Source organism: Kitasatospora sp. CB02891 (assembly GCF_002803145.1).
GTDB classification, from domain to species: domain Bacteria; phylum Actinomycetota; class Actinomycetes; order Streptomycetales; family Streptomycetaceae; genus Kitasatospora; species Kitasatospora griseola.
Genome location: NZ_NNBO01000007.1, coordinates 250,425 through 269,147 on the forward strand (window position 1 = coordinate 250,425; position 18,723 = coordinate 269,147).

Here is an 18,723-nt window from a genome sequence, read left to right on the forward strand (position 1 = left end):
GCCGTGCCCCGTGCAGCGAACAGCCCCTGGACCGCCTACTCCCGTCCCGCCGTGCCCCGCGCAGCGGACAGTCCCTGGACCGCCTACTCGCGTCCTGCCGTGCCCCGTGCAGCGGACAGTCCCTCGACCACCTATCCCCATCCTGCCGTGCCCCGTGCAGCGAACAGCCCCTCGACCACCCATTCCCGTTTCGCCGAGCTCCGCGCAGCGGGCAGTCGCGCCTCCGCCCACTCGCGTCCTGCCGAGCTTCGCGCAGCGGGATGGCGGTGGGGTCACGGGTAGGTGGGTGGGTGGGCGCAGGGGTCAGGCGTCGTGGCGGCGCAGGGCGTAGTGGCCCGCCGCCGCGGCGATCGCCGTCCACAGGGTCATCAGCAGCAGTCCGGTGCCGTGGCCGTAGTGGACGTCGGGGGCGTCGTGGAGGCGGGTCGCGTAGAGGCCGGCGCGGTCGGGGAGGAATTGGGCGATCTCGCGGACGCCGGGGATCGCGGTCAGGGCAGTGGTGCCGAGGAAGATCAGGGGGGAGAGCAGGCCGAGTGCGGCGGTCTGGTTGCGCAGCACGGTGGTCAGTGCGAGGCACAGGACCAGGAGGAGCGGGTGGTAGAGCACTCCGGCGGCGAGTGCCCGCCAGGTGCCGGGGGCGGTCAGGTCGAGGCCCACGGTGGCGGCGGTGGCGGCGAGTTGGCCGGCCACGGTGAGGAGCCCGACGGCGAGGCCGAGGGCCGCGCCGAGCATGAGCTTGCCGTGGTAGAAGCGGGTCCGGTCGGGGACGGCGGCCAGTGAGCCGGCGAGGGTGCCGGAGGCGTACTCCTGGCCGATCAGCAGGATGCCCAGGCAGACCACCGCGACCTGGCCGAAGTTGAGGCCGAAGTAGAGGCCCTCCATGGGGTCCTCGGTGAGGGAGGTGTCGGTGCGGCCGTAGGCGAACTGGACGGCGGCGGTGATGCCGGCGCTCAGCGCGACGGCCACCAGGGGGTCGTCCACAGCGAGCGCAGGGTGGTGAACTTCGTCCATTCGGCGCGCAGGGGGTAGGTGCTCATGCCGTCACCGCCCGGTACTCGACGGTGTCCGCGGTCATCCGCATGAAGGCTTCCTCCAGTGAGTCGTGGGTGACGGACAGTTCGACCAGCGCGACCCGGCGGGACGCGGCCAGTGCGCCGAGCTCGCCCGGGTCGGCGTCCGGCACGTCGTAGCCGCCGTCGCCGAGCGGCACCGCCGCGGGGTGGGTCTCGGCGAGCAGGGCGGCCAGCGCGGCGGGGTCGACGGCCCGGACCCGGGTCCGGCGGCGGCGGCCGTGCTCGGTGAGGAACGCGGCGGTGGAGGTGTCGGCGAGCAGTCGGCCCCGGCCGATCACCACCAGGTGGTCGGCGGTCTGCGCCATCTCCGCCATCAGGTGCGAGGAGACCAGGACCGCGCGGCCCTCGTCGGCGAGTCGGCGCAGCAGGGTCCGGATCCACCGGATGCCTTCGGCGTCCAGGCCGTTGACCGGTTCGTCCAGCAGCAGTGCGGCCGGGTCGCCGAGCAGTGCGGCGGCGATGCCCAGGCGTTGGCGCATGCCGAGCGAGAAGGTGCGGATCCGGCGGTGGGCGGCGTCGGTGAGGCCGACCAGGGTGAGCACCTCGTCGATCCGGCGGGCGGGCAGGTGGTGCGAGGCGGCGATCCAGCGCAGGTGGCCGGTGGCGGTGCGGCCGCCGTGCACGGCCTGGGCGTCGAGCAGGGCGCCGACCCGGCGCAGCGGTTCGGTGAGCCGCCGGTAGGGCAGGCCGTCGATCAGGGCTTCGCCGGCGGTGGGTCGGTCCAGGCCGAGCACCGTCCGCAGGGTGGTGGACTTGCCCGCGCCGTTCGGCCCGAGGAAGCCGGTGACCCGGCCCGCCGCCACCCGGAAACTGAGGCCGTCCACGGCGCGGCGCTCCCCGTACGCCTTGGTCAGGTCGCGGATCTCGATCACGGTGGGTGCTCCTCCCTCGGGTTCTTCGTGACACCCAGTCAATCGGCGGGCGGGGGGCGGCAGATCCCGCCGGGGAGTGGTTCGCCTCCCTCCCGGGAGGGAGGCCGCAGCGGGCGGGGGCGGGGGAGGATGGCGGGGTGTCCGCCCTGTTCGCTCCGCTGCTGCTGCCCGCCACCTGGGCCCGACTGCTGCACCTGTCGGTCGGCCTGGTGTTCGCCGGGATCGTGGTGCTGGTCTACCCGGGGACGGAGGGCGTCTCGACCGGGCGGGCGGTGCTGGTGAGCGGCGCGATCGACGTGCCGCTGCTGTGCCTGGTCGCGCTGGTGCCGGCGGTGCGGCGGGCGGAGGGCGTGCAGGCGCGGCTGCTGCTGGTGCCGGCGCGTGAGGAGTCGATCGGCGTGGCGCCGTCGGCGAGTTGGGCGGATCGCGGGCGGACGGCGCTGTGGCTGGTCGCCCGGGTGGCGCTCGGCGTCGCGGTGGGCATGCTGACGGTCGTGGCGGTCGGCGCGGCCGCCGCCGCGGTCCGGCCGCCGTTCGGGCCGCAGGTGCTGCTGGCGCCGCTCGCGCTGTTCGTCCTGCTCTGGCTGGCGGTGCTCGCCGGTCGGCTCCAACTCGTTTTGGCGACGCGGCTGTTGGGGCCGTCGGCGGCGGAGCGGCTGGCCGCGGCGGAGCTGCGTGCGGAGCGGCTGCTGGAGCGCAACCGGCTGGCCCGCGAACTGCACGACTCGATCGGCCACGCGCTGACCGTGACGGTGCTCCAGTCGGGCGCGGCCCGGGAGGTCGCCGATCCGGCGTTCCGGGAGCGGGCGCTGGAGGCGATCGAGACCACCGGCCGCCGCGCGCTGGACGACCTGGAGCGGATGCTGGTGCTGCTGCGCGAGGCCCCGGAGGGTGCCGCCGCCGAGCAGCCGGGCCTGGACCGGGTCGAGGAGCTGTTCGCCGCCGCGCGCGCCACCGGCAGCCCCGTCGACGCCGAACTGGACGTCCGGGCGGGCGAGTTGCCGGGCGTGCTGTCCCGCGAGGCGTACCGGATCGTCCAGGAGGGCGTCACCAACGCGCTGCGGCACGCCCCCGGCACGCCGATCCGTATTCGGGCCGTGGTCGCGGCCGGCGAGCTGACTCTGTCCTGCCGCAACGCGCTTACTGGGAAGGGGAGTTCGCGCAAGGGCGGCGGCAAGGGCCTGCGCGGCGTCCGGGAGCGCGCGGTGCTGCTCGGCGGCGAGTGCGAGGCCGGCCCGGACGGCCCGGACTGGGTGCTGCGGGTGCGGCTGCCGCTACGGTTGGGCCGGTGACGGTGATCAAGGTGCTGCTGGTCGACGACGAGGAGCTGATCCGGGCCGGCCTGCGCGCCGTGCTGGACGCCCAGGACGGCATCGAGGTGGTCGGCGAGGCCGAGGACGGCGCCGAGGCCCTCGGCCTGGTCCGCACGCTGCGCCCCGACGTGGTGCTGATGGACGTCCGGATGCCCGGCGTGGACGGGCTGGCCGCGACCCGGGCGATCCTGCGCGGCGCGGACGGGCCGCCGAAGATCCTGGTGGTGACCACCTTCGAGGCCGACGACTACGTGTACGAGGCGCTGCGGGCCGGCGCGGACGGCTTCCTGCTCAAGCGCTCCCGCCCGGCGGAGATCGTCCAGGCGGTGCGGCTGGTCGCGGCCGGCGAGTCGCTGCTGTTCCCGGCGTCGATCCGCCGCCTCGCCGCGGCCCGGGCCCCGCACGCGGCGGACGGCGGGGCGGTGGCCCGGGCCGGGCTGACGGAGCGCGAGGGGCAGGTGCTGCGGCTGATGGCGCGCGGGCTGTCCAACGCGGAGATCGGCGCCCAGCTGCACCTGGGCGTGCAGACCGTCAAGACGCACGTCAGCAGCCTGCTCGGCAAGCTCGGCGCGCGCGACCGCACCCAGGCGGTGATCGCCGCCTACGAGTCGGGGTTCGTCGCCCCGGTCGCGGACGGGGCCTGACGGCAGGTCACTCCGCGGGGCCCTCGTAGAGCGTGGTCACCCAGGTGGGGACGTCGTTGCCGCAGCTGTGCACGCCCTCCTTGGTGATCGCGGAATTCACGCAGTCCAGGTAGTCGTGGTAGGCGAACTGCAGGGTGAACGCCCCCAGCGACATCACCAGCGCCAGGCCGCCGGTGAGCAGCGCGCTGAGCGCGGCCGGGACCTGCGGGCGGACCGGGCGCGGCGCGAACGGGTCGGTGACCGGCTCGGCGGGCGCGCGCAGCACGGTGACGGCGTACCAGACGGCGAGCAGGGCGAGCGGGAAGCTGATCCAGAACAGGCTGAACAGCGCCGTCAGCAGCGCGGCGAAACCCGACAGCAGGGCGTTGCGGGCGGCCCGGTGCGCCGGGTCGGACAGGTCGAGGCGGGGCCCCTGCGGGCCGGGCTCGGGGCGCGGGCCCCACTGCGGCGGCTGCGGGCGCTCGCCGTCCGGCGGCCCGTCCGGCCGGCCGCCGGACGCCGGGGGCTGCGGGACGCGCGGACTCCAGGGCTGGTCCGGGGCGCCGGGCGGAGGGGGCGCGAAGGGGTTGCGCTCGCCGCTGTCCTCGCCGCTGCTCATGGTGTCGGCCGTTTCTGCTCGTCGGTTGTCCGCCCGGCGATGGGGGAGTGGGCGGTCGGTCAATGATCCCCCAACCGCTCGGCGGCTGTACGGCACCCCGCCAGAACCGGGGCCGGGCGGCCGGGAGATCCCCGTCTCAACTACGCGCGTAGCGTTGCCGGGCGGTTACAGATGGCCTCCCGCCAGCCGTTATCGTGGTGACGGTCGGCAGCTCCCGACGGTTCCCCGGATCCCGCAGCGCCGCGGGCGCCCGCGCCCGTCGACGGCTCCCGACCTGCCGCCGCCCGTAATGGCCCCACCGACGGTGGACGTACCAGCGGGCGACACGACCTACGGAGAACCGCGCCGTGGCTGCCGCTGACGCCCAAGTCTTCCCGCCCCGTACCCCCGGACCGGCCCGGCTGGTGGTGCTGGTCTCCGGCTCCGGCACCAACCTCCAGGCACTGATCGACGCCGCCGCCGACCCCGCCTTCGGGGCGCGGATCGTCGCCGTGGGCGCCGACCGGGACGGCATCGCCGGCATCGACCGGGCCGAGAAGGCCGGTATCCCGGTCTTCGTCGAGCGCGTCAAGGACCACGCCGACCGGGCCGCCTGGGACGCCGCGCTGACCGCCGCCGTCGCGTCGTACGAACCCGACCTGGTGATCTCCGCCGGGTTCATGAAGATCCTCGGCCCCGCGTTCGTCGGCGCCTTCGCCGGGCGCACCGTCAACACCCACCCCGCGCTGTTGCCCGCCTTCCCCGGGGCGCACGGCGTCCCCGACGCGCTCGCGTACGGCGTGAAGGTCACCGGCTGCACCGTGCACCTGGTGGACGCCGGCGTGGACACCGGGCCGATCATCGCCCAGGGCGTGGTGGAGGTCGAGGACACCGACCACGCCGACGGCGGCGAGGCGCTGCACGAGCGCATCAAGACTGTCGAGCGCAAGCTGCTCGTCGAGGTCGTGGGCCGGCTGGCCCGCGAAGGACACCGCATCGAAGACCGAAAGGTATGGATCCCGGCATGAGCGCCGCTCCCTCCGCCACTCCGCCCGTCTCCGAGAACGTACGCCCGATCCGGCGCGCGCTGATCAGCGTGTACGACAAGACCGGTCTGGAGGAGCTGGCCCAGGGCCTGCACGCCGCCGGGGTCGCCATCGTCTCCACCGGCTCCACCGCCGGCCGGATCGCCGCCGCCGGCGTCCCGGTCACCGAGGTCTCCGAGCTGACCGGCTTCCCCGAGTGCCTGGACGGCCGGGTCAAGACCCTGCACCCGCGGGTGCACGCCGGCGTCCTCGCCGACCTGCGCCTGGAGTCGCACCGCGCGCAGCTGGCCGAGCTCGGCGTCGAGCCGTTCGACCTGGTCGTGGTGAACCTGTACCCGTTCACCGCCACCGTCGCCTCCGGCGCCACCCCCGACGAGTGCGTCGAGCAGATCGACATCGGCGGCCCGTCGATGGTCCGCGCCGCCGCCAAGAACCACCCCTCGGTGGCCGTCGTGGTCGACCCGGCCCGCTACGCGGACGTGCTGACGGCCGCGCAGTCCGGCGGCTTCGACCTGCTGACCCGCAAGCGCCTGGCCGCCGCCGCGTTCGCGCACACCGCCGCGTACGACGTCGCCGTCGCCTCCTGGTTCGAGCAGTCCGGCTACACCGAGTCGGACGCCGCGTTCCCGACCTTCCTCGGCGACACGTGGGAGCTCGGCAACGTCCTGCGCTACGGCGAGAACCCGCACCAGCAGGCCGCGCTCTACCTCGACGGCACCGGCGGCCTGGCGGGCGCGCAGCAGCTGCAGGGCAAGGAGATGTCCTACAACAACTACGTGGACACCGACGCCGCCCGCCGCGCCGCCTACGACCACGCCGGCCCCGCCGTCGCGATCATCAAGCACGCCAACCCGTGCGGCATCGCCACCGGCGCGGACGTCGCCGAGGCGCACCGCAAGGCGCACGCCTGCGACCCGGTCTCCGCGTACGGCGGCGTGATCGCCGTCAACCGCCCGGTCACCGTCGAGCTGGCCGAGCAGATCGCCCCGATCTTCACCGAGGTCGTCGTAGCCCCCGGCTACGAGGACGGCGCGCTCGAGGTGCTGGCCAAGAAGAAGAACCTGCGGGTGCTGCTCGCCCCCGAGGCCCCCGCCGACAAGCTGGAGTCCCGCCGGATCTCCGGCGGCGTGCTGCTCCAGCAGGTCGACCGCGTCGACGCCGAGGGCGACGACCCGTCGACCTGGACGCTGGCCACCGGCGCGGCGCTGTCCGCCGACGAGCTCGCCGAACTCGCCTTCGCCTGGCGGGCCTGCCGGGCCGTCAAGTCCAACGCGATCCTGCTCGCCAAGGACGGCGCCTCGGTCGGCGTCGGCATGGGCCAGGTCAACCGCGTCGACTCCTGCAAGCTGGCCGTCACCCGGGCCGGCGAGCGGGCGGTCGGCTCCTACGCCGCCTCCGACGCGTTCTTCCCGTTCGCCGACGGCCTGGAGATCCTGCTCGCCGCGGGCGTCAAGGCCGTGGTCCAGCCCGGCGGTTCGATCCGCGACGAAGAGGTGATCGCCGCCGCCGAGAAGGCCGGCGTGACCATGTACTTCTCCGGGACCCGGCACTTCTTCCACTGACCGGCCGGTCCCCGACGCCGAGGGCCCCGCACTCCGAAGACGGAGTGCGGGGCCCTCGGGCGTGCCGGGCGGGCGTTACTTCTTGATCACCACGGTGCCGGCGGCACGGTCGTGCCAGCCCTGCAGCTTGCCGGAGTTGTCGAAGAACGGCGACAGCCAGACCAGCAGCAGACCGATGCCGCAGACCAGGTAGCCGACCTGCGGGATGATGAAGCGGACGAAGCCGGCGCCGACGCCCGGGTTCTGGCCGGTGTTCTCCTTGACCACCCGCAGGCCCAGGGCCATCTTGCCGAGGGTCGCGCCCACCAGGCCGACCATCAGCCACTCGTAGAGCAGGTTGAAGATGCCGACCGCGGCCGCCATGCCGAAGAAGGCGGCGAAGACGCCGGCCGACTGCTGGACCTGCTCGTTCGTGCAGCTCTGGTACGCCGCGGTGCCGTAGCTGTACCCGGTGCAGTCCTTGATGTCGCCCGACAGACCCAGCGCACCGGCCAGGCCCAGCGCCATCGCGATGCCGACGACCACGCCGCTGATCAGACCGTCCAGCAGGCGGGCCAGGAAACGCTGGCCCATGGTGGCGATCCGCACCATGCCGAGGTTGGCGATGTTGATGTAGCCGTTGTTGGCCTGGATCGTGCCGGGCGCCTGCGGGTAGCCGTAGCCGTAACCGGGCTGCGGCGGCACCTGGCCCTGCGGGTAGCCGTAGCCGGGCTGCTGCACCGGCGGCGCCTGCGGGTAGCCGTAACCGGGCTGCTGCGGCGGCTGCTGCGGCTGGCCGTAGGGGTTGTTGGGGTCGGGCGGGTAGCTCATCGATGCCTCCGGGCAGGAAGGAGCGTGGACGGAACGGAAAAAACCTGGGGACGGACGGGCAGGGGACACGCCGACTGCGTCGGAGAGTAGCGGACGGGTCCGACGGCAGGAGGACCGACGACCATCGACCGGGCCCTCCGTCCGGAGCGTCAGAGTGCCGAAACGGGCCGAACGCCGGGCCCGGGCGCGGGCAGCGCCGCACCGGCCGACCGCCGCCGACCGGGCGTCAACACCTCGCCGGGCAGCGGCAGTGGACGCGTCGTCACCGGAGCGGTCGGCCCGGGGGCCACGGGGTTCATGAGGGGCTGGTGACCGCGAGGACCATCACGCCGAGTGAGATCAGCAGGGCCAGCGAGTTCAGCACGATGCCGCCGATCGCGGCGGTCCGCCCGGTGCCCCCGAGCTGCGTCGCCCGCTTCAGCCCCGAGACGCCGAAGCCCAGGCCCACCAGGCCCGATATCCCCAGGAAGAAGATGCAGGACAGCAGGATCGCGACGAAACCGATCACCACGGACGCCGTGGCGGCGTTGTTGTTCACCGACATCGGAACGTTCGGCGGGTACGGGTGCGAAGGGTGCGCCTGCTGCGGATAGCCGTAGCCGTAACCGGGCTGCATCGGCTGAGGCGGCTGCGGCGCCTGGGGATAGCCGTAGGGCGGCGGCTGCTGCGGCGGCGGGCCGGGCGGGCCGCCTGCCTGGCCGTAACCGCCGTACGGATCCGGCTGGTACGGATTGCTCACTTGTCGATTCCCCCGACTTGTTCGTCCCCCGTCGCCCGACGGTCCGTCACCAGTACCTGGGCGGCGGCACTTGCCCCGTCATCGTGGGCCTTGGCGCGGCGCGATGTCCAGCCACATGCAGGCCACGCGCGCGACCGTGGCACAACCGCAATCCCCCGGCACGCTCCGTGGCCGCCCGGGACGCTCCGTACAGGACCCGCCCGGCCGGGACGCGGACCCCGCCCGGCGGCACGTCGCGGACCCCGGATCCGGAAGAATGGAGACATGACTGCCCAGATTCTCGATGGCAAGGCCACCGCGGCCGCGATCAAGTCCGAACTCGCCGTCCGCGTGGCGGCCCTCAAGGAGCGGGGCATCGTCCCCGGCCTCGGCACCGTCCTGGTCGGCGACGACCCGGGCAGCCGGTGGTACGTCAACGGCAAGCACCGCGACTGCGCGGAGATCGGCATCGCCTCCATCCAGCGCGAGCTCCCCGCCACCGCCACCCAGGAGGACGTCGAGAACGTCGTCCGCGAGCTCAACGCCGACCCGGCCTGCACCGGCTACATCGTCCAGCTGCCGCTCCCCAAGGGCCTGGACCAGAACCGCGTGCTCGAACTCATGGACCCCGACAAGGACGCCGACGGCCTGCACCCGACCTCGCTCGGCCGCCTCGTCCTCGGCATCGACGGCCCGCTGCCCTGCACCCCGCTCGGCATCGTCGAACTGCTCCGCCGCCACGACGTCGCCATCGACGGCGCCGAGGTCGTGGTCGTCGGCCGCGGCATCACCGTCGGCCGCTCCATCGGCCTGCTGCTCACCCGCCGCAGCGAGAACGCCACCGTGACGCTGTGCCACACCGGCACCCGCGACCTCGCCTTCCACCTGCGCAAGGCCGACATCGTGGTCGCCGCCGCGGGCGTCCCGCACCTGGTCAAGCCCGAGGACGTCAAGCCCGGCGCGGCCGTGCTGGACGTCGGCGTCTCCCGCAGCGAGGGCAAGATCGTCGGCGACGTGCACCCCGGCGTCGCCGAGGTCGCCGCCTGGATCTCCCCCAACCCCGGCGGTGTCGGCCCGATGACCCGCGCGATGCTCCTCAACAACATCGTCGAGGCGGCCGAGCGCCGCGCCGGCGTCTGAGACCGGTGCCCGGCGTCATGAAGCGCGCCCGCCGCCGACCCCTCACCACGGAAGGAACCCTCCCCCCGGAGGGTTCCCGGGCGGCACTCGGCCGCGGCCACACCCTCCCGCTCCGGCAGTGGCCGATCACCCTGGTGCTCGCCGTCGCCGCCCTCGGCCTGCTCACCACCTGGGCCGGCAACTTCCGGCTCGGCCTGCTCGCCGTCGGCGTCGCACCCCTGCTCGGCGCACTGCTGCGACTCGGCCTGCCCGACGTCGGCATGCTCGCCGTCCGCAGCCGGTTCACCGACGTCACCCTGATGTTCGTCCTCGGCGGGGTGATCGTGCTGCTCACCCTGGTGGCGCAGCCCCACCCGTGGCTGAACGTGCCGATGCTCGACAACATCGGCCGGCTGATCGGGCACCCCGTGCACTGATCGGACGAGTGGCTGTCAGCAAGGTCGCGACCACGGGCAGGTCACTGTCCCGCGTCGCGATCCTGCTGACGCTCCCCTCCCGCTCCGGGCAGTCACCCGCGCCCCCTCGTTGCGCGCTCCCTGGTTTCGCACCCGGTTGTGACCCTGCGATAACCTGAGCCGGGTCTCTCGACATCGAGAGATCATCCTCGGCTCCAGTGCGCCGATGTGCCTGGGGCGCCTGGCGATTTGCTGGAGAAGGTAGATATGACTCGCACCCCCGTCAACGTCACCGTTACCGGAGCGGCCGGCCAGATCGGCTACGCGCTGCTCTTCCGCATCGCCTCCGGTCACCTGCTGGGTGCCGACGTGCCGGTGAACCTGCGCCTGCTGGAGATCCCGCAGGGCGTGAAGGCCGCCGAGGGTGTCGCGATGGAGCTGGACGACTGCGCGTTCCCGCTGCTGCGCGACATCACCATCACGGACCAGGCGAACGTGGCGTTCGACGGCGCCAACGTGGCGCTGCTGGTCGGCGCCCGTCCGCGTACCGCGGGCATGGAGCGCGGCGACCTGCTGTCCGCCAACGGCGGCATCTTCGGTCCGCAGGGCAAGGCGATCAACGACAACGCCGCGGACGACATCAAGGTCCTGGTGGTCGGCAACCCGGCCAACACCAACGCCCTGATCGCCCAGCGCAACGCCCCGGACGTGCCGGCCGAGCGCTTCACCGCGATGACCCGCCTGGACCACAACCGCGCCGTCGCCCAGCTGGCGAAGAAGGCCGGCGTGACGGTCGAGGACGTCAAGAAGGTCACCATCTGGGGCAACCACTCCGCCTCCCAGTACCCGGACCTGTTCCACGCGGAGATCGCCGGCAAGGCCGCCTTCGACGCCGTCGGCGCCGACCAGGCGTGGGTCGAGAACTTCTTCATCCCGAAGGTCGCCAAGCGCGGCGCCGAGATCATCGAGGTCCGCGGCGCGTCCTCGGCCGCCTCGGCCGCCAACGCCGCCATCGACCACGTCCACACCTGGGTCAACGGCACCCCGGCCGGCGACTGGACCTCGATGGGCATCGTCTCCGACGGCTCGTACGGCGTGCCGGAGGGCCTGATCTCCTCGTTCCCGGTCACCACCAAGGACGGCAAGTTCGAGATCGTCCAGGGCCTGGACCTCTCCGAGTTCGACCGCAAGCGGATCGACGCCTCGGTCGGCGAGCTCGCCGAGGAGCGCGACGCGGTCAAGGAGCTCGGCCTCATCTGAGCGCCGCTCCGCCGCGAGTGAAGTGAACGGCCGGGTGCCCACGGGGCGCCCGGCCGTTCTCCTACACTCGGGCCGTGAGCGAAACCCTGCAGGACGCCGCGCTCGTCCTGGTGTTCATCATGCTGGGCGGGTTGTTCAACGTCGCCGAGATCGCGCTGATCTCGTTGCGCGAGGGGCAGATCCGCACCCTGGAGTCGGTCGGTTCGCGGCGGGCCGCCCGGGCGGCGCACCTGGCGGCCGACCCGAACCGGTTCCTGGCCGCCGTGCAGGTCGGGGTGACGTGCATGGGCTTCCTGTCGGCGGCGTTCGGCGCGGACACGCTGGCCGGCAAGCTGGCGCCCGTGTTCGTGGAGGCGGGGCTGTCGGACGGCGTCGCGGACGCGGTGGCGCTGGTCGGGCTGACCCTGGTGATCTCCTACGCGTCGCTGGTGCTGGGCGAGTTGACGCCCAAGCGGATCGGCCTGCAGCGGGCCGAGTCGATCGCGCTGCTGGCCGCGCCGGTGGTCGACGTGATGTCGGTGGCGCTGCGCCCGGTGATCTGGCTGCTCGGCCACTCGACCAACCTGATGGTGCGCCTGCTGGGCGGCGACCCGTCCGCCGGGCGCGGGGTGATGAGCCCGGAGGAGCTCCGCGGGCTGGTCGCGGCGAACACCGAACTCGGCTCGGACGAACGCGAGTTGATCAACGAGGTGTTCGCGGCGGGGGAGCGCCAGCTGCGCGAGGTGATGGTGCCGCGCACCGAGGTGACGTTCCTGGACGCCGACCGGCTGGTGCGCGAGGTCCGGGCCGAGACCGACTCCTCGCCGCACTCCCGCTACCCGGTGGTGGAGGGCTCCTACGACGCCGTCACCGGTTTCGTGCACGTCCGCGACCTGTACGGGGTGCGCGGCGAGGAGGCCGCCCGGGTCCGTGACCTGGCCCGCCCGGTGAAGCTGCTGCCCGCCACCAAGCGGGTGCTGGAGGCGATGAGCGAGATGCGCCGCGAGGGCCACCACCTGGCCATCGTGGTCGACGAGTACGGCGGCACCGCGGGCATCGTCACGCTGGAGGACCTGGTCGAGGAGGTGGTCGGCGAGATCCGCGACGAGTACGACGCCCAGGACACCACCGCGACCCGCCGGCTGGCGGGCGGCGGCGTCGAGCTCGACGGCCTGCTGAACCTCGCCGACTTCGCCGAGGAGACCGGCTTCACGCTGCCCGAGGGCCCGTACGAGACGGTCGCCGGCTTCGTGGTGCGCGAGCTCGGCCGGCTGCCGCAGAAGGGCGACCAGGTGCTCACCGACTCCGGCGCCCGGATCACCGTGGCCCGGCTCGACGGGCGGCGGATCGAGCGGCTGCGGGTGAGTGCCGTCACACTGCCGAACCCGGGTGCGCAGGACGTTTCCTGAGCGGTCGGGGGAACTGGAAGAATGGGCGCATGGTCAACGCAGCGGTCACCGGTCCGGTGAAGGACCGTCCTCGGGTGCTCTCCGGCATCCAGCCCACCTCAGGCTCCTTCCACCTGGGCAACTACCTCGGCGCGGTGCGCCAGTGGGTCGACATGCAGGAGGCCAACGACGCCTTCTACATGGTCGTCGACCTGCACGCGATCACCGTCGAGCAGGACCCGGCGACGCTGCGGCAGAACACCCGGGTCTCCGTCGCGCAGCTGCTCGGCGCCGGCCTGGACCCGGAGCGCTGCACCCTGTTCGTGCAGTCGCACGTGCCCGAGCACGCGCAGCTGGCCTGGGTGATGAACTGCTTCACCGGCTTCGGCGAGGCCTCCCGGATGACGCAGTTCAAGGACAAGTCCCTCAAGCAGGGCGCCGACCGCACCACCGTCGGCCTGTTCACCTACCCCGTGCTGATGGTCGCCGACGTCCTGCTCTACCAGACCCAGACCGTCCCGGTCGGTGAGGACCAGCGCCAGCACCTGGAGCTCACCCGCGACCTCGCGGAGCGCTTCAACACCCGCTACGGCAAGACCTTCACCGTCCCCGAGCCGTACATCCTGAAGGCCACCGCCAAGATCCAGGACCTGCAGGACCCGACGGCGAAGATGAGCAAGTCCGCGGCCAGCGACAAGGGCCTGATCAGCCTGCTCGACCCGCCGAAGACCAGCGCCAAGAAGTTCAAGAGCGCCGTCACCGACACCGACACCGTGGTCACCTACGACGAGGCGAACAAGCCCGGCGTCTCCAACCTGCTGCGGATCCACTCCGCGCTCAGCGGGATGAGCATCGAGCAGCTGGTCGCGCACTTCGACGGCAAGATGTACGGCGCCCTGAAGACCGAACTGGCCGAGCTGTTCACCGACTGGGTGACCCCGTTCCAGACCCGGACCCAGGAGTACCTGGACGACCCGGCCGAGCTCGACCGGGTGCTGGCGCTGGGCGCCGAGAAGGCCCGCGCGGTGGCGTCCGAGACGCTCGCCGAGGTGTACGACCGGGTCGGCTTCCTGGCGCCGAAGCGCTGATGCCGACGGCTGCCGCCCCCGATGGCGACGGTCTCGACGAGACCGTCACCATCGGCGTGTCCATACACGTCCCGGAACCGTACGGCAGCCAGGTGCAGGACGCCCGGGCCGGCCACGGCGACCCGCAGGCCCGGGCGATACCCACCCACGTCACGCTGCTGCCGCCCACCGAGACCCGGGCCGCCCTGCTGCCCGGCATCGAGGAGCACCTGCGGGCGGTGGCGGCCGCGCAGCGCCCGTTCCGGATGCTGCTGCAGGGCAGCGGGACGTTCCGCCCGGTGTCGCCGGTGGTCTTCGTCCGGGTCGAGGAGGGCGCCCAGGAGTGCCGCGAGCTGGAGGCCGAGGTCCGCTCCGGTCCGCTGGCCCGCGAACTCGCCTTCCCGTACCACCCGCACGTCACCGTCGCGCACGGCCTGACCGACCCCGTCCTGGACGAGGCCCAGGAGCAGGCCCGGGGCTTCCGCGCGGCGTTCGAGGTCACCGAGTTCGTGCTCTCGACGTTCGGGGCGGACGCCGTCTGGCGGCCCTGGCACGGTTACGCGTTCGGCCGAGCCTGAGGGTTCCGCCTGGGGATTCCTGGAGTTGTCTGGGAGTTCTTTGCCATTCCTTCACCTTGCCTTTCGTCGTTGTTACCGTCGAAACGAGTCATCGCGCGGCGGGAGAACAATGGCTGGCAAGCGGTCGGTGCGGACAGTTGCACGGCGTTTCGCCGGCCGGGTGCTCCGTCGGCTGGGCGTGCTGCCGCCGCCCGTGCCCGCCGCCGCCGTCCCGGTCCCGCCGGTGGACCCGCGGCGGGTCCGCGAGGACGAGCTGCTGGCCGCCGACCGCCGCCTGGTGCGGCACCGAGACCGGCTGGCCGAGCTCCGCGACGACCTGCTCGCCCCCCGGGCCCGCGAGGCCAACCTCGCCGCCGCCGCCGCGGCGCTGGACGCCGCCAGCGTGCCCCACCTGCTCATCCCCGACCGCGGCACCCGCCACCGGCTGGCCGTTCCCCCCGGCGGCCGGGACCGGGCGCTGACCGCCCTCGCCGACGCCTTCCGCGGCGCCCCCGTGTACGCCGCGCTGCTCGGCCACGGCACCGTGCACGGCACCGTGCTCGCCGAGGAGCTGCCGCCCGCCGTCGCGGAGCACGAACTGCCGCCGCCCGTCGAGGCCGTGGCGGACGCCGAGGACGCCGCCGAACCGGCGGAGCCCGTCGAGCTGCCCGAGCGGGTCAAGGGCGTGCGCCTGTACCGGCCGGTGGTGACCGGCAGCCGCACCCTGTACTACGGCGAGGACCACGGCTGCGACCTGGAGTTCTGGGACACCGACGGGTCGGCGCACGGCGCCGTCGCCGCGATCGACCAGACCCCGTTCGGCTGGTGGCTGCCCTCGCTGGAGGCGGCCGGCACGGTCCGGGTCGGCGACCGCGACTACCCCGTCGCGGAGCCGTTCCTGCACGCCCTGCCGGAGGACGTCCGCTTCCCGGTGGACGCCGTGATCACCTGGGTCGACGACCGCGACCCCGCCTGGCGGGCCCGCCGCGACGCCGCCCGCGCCCGGCTGTCCGGCGAATCGCGGACCGCCGCCGACGGCCCCGCCCACGACGACGGCGACCACCGCTACCGCGACCGCGACGAACTGCGGCACTGCCTGCGCTCGATCGCCATGTACGCCCCCTGGATCCGGCGGATCTACCTGGTCACCGACGACCAGACCCCGTCCTGGCTGGACCCGTCCGCCCCCGGCCCCACCCTGGTGTCGCACCGTCGACTGCTGGCCGGCGGACCGGTGTTCAACTCGCACGCGATCGAGACCGGACTGCACCGGATCCCCGGCCTGGCCGAGCACTTCCTGTACTTCAACGACGACATGTTCCTCGGCGGGCCGGTCCGCCCCGAGGACTTCTTCCTCGGCAACGGACAGCCGAAGGTCTTCCGCGACACCCGGATCGTCCCGCCGTCCGCCGGGGCCGGCTCCGCCGACGTCTACACGTCCGCCCAGCAGAACACCCGGCGGGCCCTGGAACGCGACCACGGCCGGGCCATCACCCGGGTGCTCGCGCACGTCCCGTACGCGCTGCGGCGCAGCCTGCTGGAGGACGCCGAACGGCGCTGGCGGCCCGAGCTGGAGGCCACCGGCCGCTCCGCGTTCCGCTCCGCCGCCGACGTCGCGCCGATCACCCTGGCGCTGTACCACGCGCAGCTGCGCGGCGCCGCCGTCGACGGGACCCTCCGCCACGGGTACCTGGCGGTGGACCGCGCCGAGGACCGGGACCGGCTGGCCCGGCTGCTCGACGAACGCGACCTGCCGGTGTTCTGCCTGGCCGACGGGGCCGGCGACGGCAGCCCCGCGGAGGAGCAGGACCGGGCGATGGCCGCGTTCCTGGCCGCGTACTTCCCGGTGCCCGGCCCCTACGAGCGGCGGGCCGGCTCAGCCGACCGCGCCGAGGGCGAGCATCCGGTCGACCAGCCGGGCGGCCGCCCCGCCGTCGTCCAGCGGGCAGAACCGCTCGCGGAACGCGCGGTAGTTCTCCCGGTACCGGGCCGGGTCGAGGTCGCGTAGCGCGGCCACCACCTGCGCGGAGCCGGTCAGCAGCGGGCCGGGGGCGTGCCGCTCGAAGTCGAAGGTGAAGCCGCGCAGCCGGTCGCGGTAGTGCTCCAGGTCGTAGGTGAAGAACAGCATCGGGCGGCCGGTCACCGCGAAGTCGAACATCACCGAGGAGTAGTCGGTGACCAGCACGTCGGCGACCAGCAGCAGGTCCTGGACGTCCGGGTAGTCGGCGACGTCGCGGACGAAGTCGTCGTCCGGCAGCGCGCCGACGCAGTGCACGTGCGGGCGCAGCAGCAGCACGTGGTCGTGGCCGAGGGCGGCCCGGGCGGCGGCCAGGTCGAGGTGCAGGTCGACCTCGAAGCGGTCGCCGGCGCCGCGCCGGTCGTCCCGCCAGGTCGGCGCGTACAGCACCACCCGGCGGCCGGGCGGCACCCGCAGCCGGCGGCGGACGGCGGCCACCTCGTCCGGGTCGGGGCGGGCCAGCCGGTCGTTGCGCGGGTAGCCGCCCTCCAGGACCTCGCCGCGGTGGCCGAAGGAGGCGACCAGCTCCGGGGTGGCGAACGGGCTGGGCGACAGCAGCAGGCTCCACTGCGGCACCTCGCGGTCCAGCCGCTCCAGGTAGCCGTCGACGGTGGTGCGGTTCTCCGGCATGCGGTGCCCGATCCGCTTCAGCGGGGTGCCGTGCCACAGCTGCACCACCACCTGGCCGTCGCGGCGGCGCAGGAACTCCGGGAAGTGCGTGTTGCCGACCAGGTAGCGGCAGGTGGCGAGCGCCTCGTACCACTCGGGGCTCCACTGGCGGATCGCGCGGACCGGCCCGGGCGGCTGCTCCTGGCCGTCCTCGATCACCCACAGGTGCTCCAACGGGAGCTGCCGGCGGGCGAGTTCGGCGTGCACGGCGCGCGGGTTGCAGGCGTAGCCGCGGCCGCCGAAGACGTCGTACAGCACGGCGTCGCGCAGCGGGCGGCGGCGGGCGGCCGGGTAGCTCTCGGTGCGCAGCCGGTGCTGGCGCAGCGCGCTGCGCTCCAGGGCGGCCAGCACCGGGAGGCTGTCCACGATCAGGGTGTCGTGCCAACGGCGTTGCAGCAGGAAGGACTTGTCGCCGGAGCGGGCGCGGGCCGGAAGCTGCGCCAGCGCGGCGGGGTGCAGCCGCAGCGGGTGGCCGGGACGGTCGTCGGGGCCGGCGGGGCACAGCACGGCCTCCCAGACGCCCTTGCCGAGCGGGCGGGGCGCGCCGTCGGGCCCGTCGGGGGTGAGCGGCAGCCGGACGGTGAAGCGGTCGCCGTCGGCGGGGTGGACGGCGGCGCGCCGTTCGCGGCCGTCGCCGCAGTGCCGCAGCACCAGCTCCAGCGGGGCGTCCAGGCCGCCGGGGAACTCGCCGGCCAGGTCGAAGCCGCCGTCGGCGAGGGTGATCCGGTCGACCAGCGGTTCGGCCGGCTGGACGCAGAACTGCAGCCGGTCGTCGGAGAGTTGCTTGGCGTACAGGACCCGGTCGGCGGGCAGCGGGAGTTGGCAGGCGCCGGCGGGCGGGTGGCGCAGGACGAGCGGGGCGTCGCCGTCGGGCAGGACCAGCGCGGGCTCCCAGTGGCCCTCGGCGAGGCGCGGGACGGTGCCGACGGCGGCGGTGAACTCCTCGCCCTGCCAGTGCACCAGGCTCTCCACGACGGCGCCGGTGGTGCGGTGCCGCAGCACCAGGGCGCCGCCGGGGGCGGCGGCGGTGCCGCGCAGTTCGAAGCCGTCGGGGCGGGAGCGGCAGGAGTCGACCCGGGCGCGGACCGGACGCACCGTCAGGTGCAGCGCGCCGTCCTCGACGGTCGGCACCAGTTGGAGCGCCGGGCCGGTCCAGCCAGCGGGCGGGTACTCGCCGCTGCCGCACCAGTGCGCGGCGAGCGGGGCGCGGGCCCGGCGCGGGCCGCAGCCGACGACCGCCTCGACCCGCCAGCCGGTGACGGAGCGCAGCGCGGGGGCGTGCAGCGGCGCCGGGTCGAGGCGGGCGGTGAACCCGGTCCAGTCGAGGTTGTGCCGGGTCTGCGCGCTGTCGTCGGTGGCCTCCGGCAGGTAGCACGGGACGGTGCGCAGCCGCAGCGGGCGGCGGCTGCCGTCGACGGGGTGCAGTTCGAGCACGATGCGGATCTGCCCGGGGCGTTCGCCGGGTGCGTCGAGGAGTCGGCCCTCGCCGATCAGGACGAGTTCGCCGCCCTCCCAGAAGGCGCGGCGCAGCGCCGCGCCGGCGACCGGTTCGGCGGGGTGCGGGGGCCGGTCGGCGGTGGGGCGCCGTAGCAGGTGGGACATTCCGGTATCCCAGTGCAAAACGTCGGTAAAAGTC

At 73.8% G+C, this 18,723-nt stretch carries 16 protein-coding genes and 1 pseudogene; 11 read left to right on the top strand and 6 right to left on the bottom strand.

Translation table 11 applies throughout. From position 1 onward, the window contains the following. Positions 1–303 precede the first annotated feature (303 nt). Together CG736_RS18145 and CG736_RS18150 are read right to left on the bottom strand one after the other, a co-directional pair. Positions 304–981: an ABC transporter permease subunit gene (locus CG736_RS18145; protein ID WP_100587228.1), complete on the bottom strand. Its 678-nt coding sequence runs from the start codon at positions 979–981 to the stop codon at positions 304–306. A gap of 52 nt (positions 982–1,033) precedes the next feature. Next, positions 1,034–1,945 (bottom strand): ABC transporter ATP-binding protein, encoded by a 912-nt coding sequence (locus CG736_RS18150; protein ID WP_100587229.1) that lies wholly within the window; start codon positions 1,943–1,945, stop codon positions 1,034–1,036. A gap of 137 nt (positions 1,946–2,082) precedes the next feature. Here CG736_RS18150 and CG736_RS18155 point away from each other — a divergent pair, with 137 nt between their 5' ends. Together CG736_RS18155 and CG736_RS18160 are read left to right on the top strand one after the other, a co-directional pair. Beyond that, positions 2,083–3,237, top strand: coding sequence for a sensor histidine kinase (locus CG736_RS18155; protein WP_100587230.1), 1,155 nt, complete (start codon positions 2,083–2,085; stop codon positions 3,235–3,237). 2 nt (positions 3,238–3,239) lie between these two features. Further along, positions 3,240–3,902: a response regulator transcription factor gene (locus CG736_RS18160; protein WP_100587343.1), complete on the top strand. Its 663-nt coding sequence runs from the start codon at positions 3,240–3,242 to the stop codon at positions 3,900–3,902. Between the two features lie 7 nt (positions 3,903–3,909). On the opposite strand, the gene CG736_RS18165 is transcribed toward CG736_RS18160, so the two are convergent. Further along, a complete protein-coding gene (locus CG736_RS18165; protein WP_100587231.1) occupies positions 3,910–4,500 on the bottom strand; it encodes a hypothetical protein in 591 nt (196 codons plus the stop codon). A 347-nt stretch (positions 4,501–4,847) separates the two neighbouring features. Here CG736_RS18165 and purN point away from each other — a divergent pair, with 347 nt between their 5' ends. Both purN and purH read left to right on the top strand, forming a co-directional pair. After that, a complete protein-coding gene (gene purN / locus CG736_RS18170; RefSeq protein WP_100587232.1) occupies positions 4,848–5,507 on the top strand; it encodes a phosphoribosylglycinamide formyltransferase in 660 nt (219 codons plus the stop codon). Next, a complete protein-coding gene (purH, locus tag CG736_RS18175; protein WP_100587233.1) occupies positions 5,504–7,087 on the top strand; it encodes a bifunctional phosphoribosylaminoimidazolecarboxamide formyltransferase/IMP cyclohydrolase in 1,584 nt (527 codons plus the stop codon). The genes purN and purH overlap by 4 nt, the downstream gene beginning before the upstream one ends. 75 nt (positions 7,088–7,162) lie before the next feature. Here purH and CG736_RS18180 read toward each other — a convergent pair whose 3' ends face one another. Together CG736_RS18180 and CG736_RS37120 are read right to left on the bottom strand one after the other, a co-directional pair. Further along, the gene (locus CG736_RS18180; protein ID WP_100587234.1) at positions 7,163–7,897 is read right to left on the bottom strand and encodes an RDD family protein; all 735 of its coding nucleotides are present in this window, start codon (positions 7,895–7,897) and stop codon (positions 7,163–7,165) included. Between the two features lie 295 nt (positions 7,898–8,192). Then, positions 8,193–8,636: a hypothetical protein gene (locus tag CG736_RS37120; protein ID WP_198520542.1), complete on the bottom strand. Its 444-nt coding sequence runs from the start codon at positions 8,634–8,636 to the stop codon at positions 8,193–8,195. 264 nt (positions 8,637–8,900) lie between these two features. Between CG736_RS37120 and CG736_RS18190 the strand changes: the two genes are divergently transcribed. The 7 genes and pseudogenes from CG736_RS18190 to CG736_RS18220 all read left to right on the top strand — a co-directional run. Continuing rightward, a complete protein-coding gene (locus CG736_RS18190) occupies positions 8,901–9,755 on the top strand; it encodes a bifunctional methylenetetrahydrofolate dehydrogenase/methenyltetrahydrofolate cyclohydrolase (protein WP_100587235.1) in 855 nt (284 codons plus the stop codon). Positions 9,756–9,772: 17 nt separating this feature from the next. Continuing rightward, entirely contained in the window at positions 9,773–10,171 is a 399-nt protein-coding gene (locus CG736_RS18195) for a DUF3017 domain-containing protein (protein ID WP_043914439.1), read from the top strand. A 246-nt stretch (positions 10,172–10,417) separates the two neighbouring features. Then, on the top strand, positions 10,418–11,410 hold the full coding sequence (locus CG736_RS18200) for a malate dehydrogenase (RefSeq protein ID WP_043914437.1): 993 nt from the start codon (positions 10,418–10,420) through the stop codon (positions 11,408–11,410). 74 nt (positions 11,411–11,484) lie between these two features. Then, complete coding sequence (locus CG736_RS18205) at positions 11,485–12,798, top strand: hemolysin family protein (protein ID WP_100587236.1); 1,314 nt, start codon at positions 11,485–11,487, stop codon at positions 12,796–12,798. A gap of 29 nt (positions 12,799–12,827) precedes the next feature. Beyond that, positions 12,828–13,865 (top strand): tryptophan--tRNA ligase, encoded by a 1,038-nt coding sequence (gene trpS, locus CG736_RS18210; protein WP_100587237.1) that lies wholly within the window; start codon positions 12,828–12,830, stop codon positions 13,863–13,865. Beyond that, positions 13,865–14,422: a 2'-5' RNA ligase family protein gene (locus CG736_RS18215; protein ID WP_100587238.1), complete on the top strand. Its 558-nt coding sequence runs from the start codon at positions 13,865–13,867 to the stop codon at positions 14,420–14,422. Before trpS ends, CG736_RS18215 begins: the two co-directional genes overlap by 1 nt. A 109-nt stretch (positions 14,423–14,531) precedes the next feature. After that, positions 14,532–16,232: pseudogene (locus CG736_RS18220) on the top strand (stealth conserved region 3 domain-containing protein); the annotation flags it as partial. 45 nt (positions 16,233–16,277) lie between these two features. On the opposite strand, the gene CG736_RS37845 reads toward CG736_RS18220, so the two are convergent. Then, on the bottom strand, positions 16,278–18,689 hold the full coding sequence (locus CG736_RS37845; RefSeq protein ID WP_100587240.1) for a CDP-glycerol glycerophosphotransferase family protein: 2,412 nt from the start codon (positions 18,687–18,689) through the stop codon (positions 16,278–16,280). Positions 18,690–18,723: the final 34 nt, after the last annotated feature.

Coding starts and splice junctions, on each gene's coding strand:
- CG736_RS18190 (WP_100587235.1), top strand. CDS start 8,901: ATGACTGCCCAGATTCTCGATGGCAAGGCCACCGCGGCCGCGATCAAG.
- CG736_RS18195 (WP_043914439.1), top strand. CDS start 9,773: ATGAAGCGCGCCCGCCGCCGACCCCTCACCACGGAAGGAACCCTCCCC.
- CG736_RS18165 (WP_100587231.1), bottom strand. CDS start 4,500: ATGAGCAGCGGCGAGGACAGCGGCGAGCGCAACCCCTTCGCGCCCCCT.
- purH (WP_100587233.1), top strand. CDS start 5,504: ATGAGCGCCGCTCCCTCCGCCACTCCGCCCGTCTCCGAGAACGTACGC.
- CG736_RS18215 (WP_100587238.1), top strand. CDS start 13,865: ATGCCGACGGCTGCCGCCCCCGATGGCGACGGTCTCGACGAGACCGTC.
- CG736_RS18200 (WP_043914437.1), top strand. CDS start 10,418: ATGACTCGCACCCCCGTCAACGTCACCGTTACCGGAGCGGCCGGCCAG.
- trpS (WP_100587237.1), top strand. CDS start 12,828: ATGGTCAACGCAGCGGTCACCGGTCCGGTGAAGGACCGTCCTCGGGTG.
- CG736_RS18180 (WP_100587234.1), bottom strand. CDS start 7,897: ATGAGCTACCCGCCCGACCCCAACAACCCCTACGGCCAGCCGCAGCAG.
- CG736_RS37845 (WP_100587240.1), bottom strand. CDS start 18,689: ATGTCCCACCTGCTACGGCGCCCCACCGCCGACCGGCCCCCGCACCCC.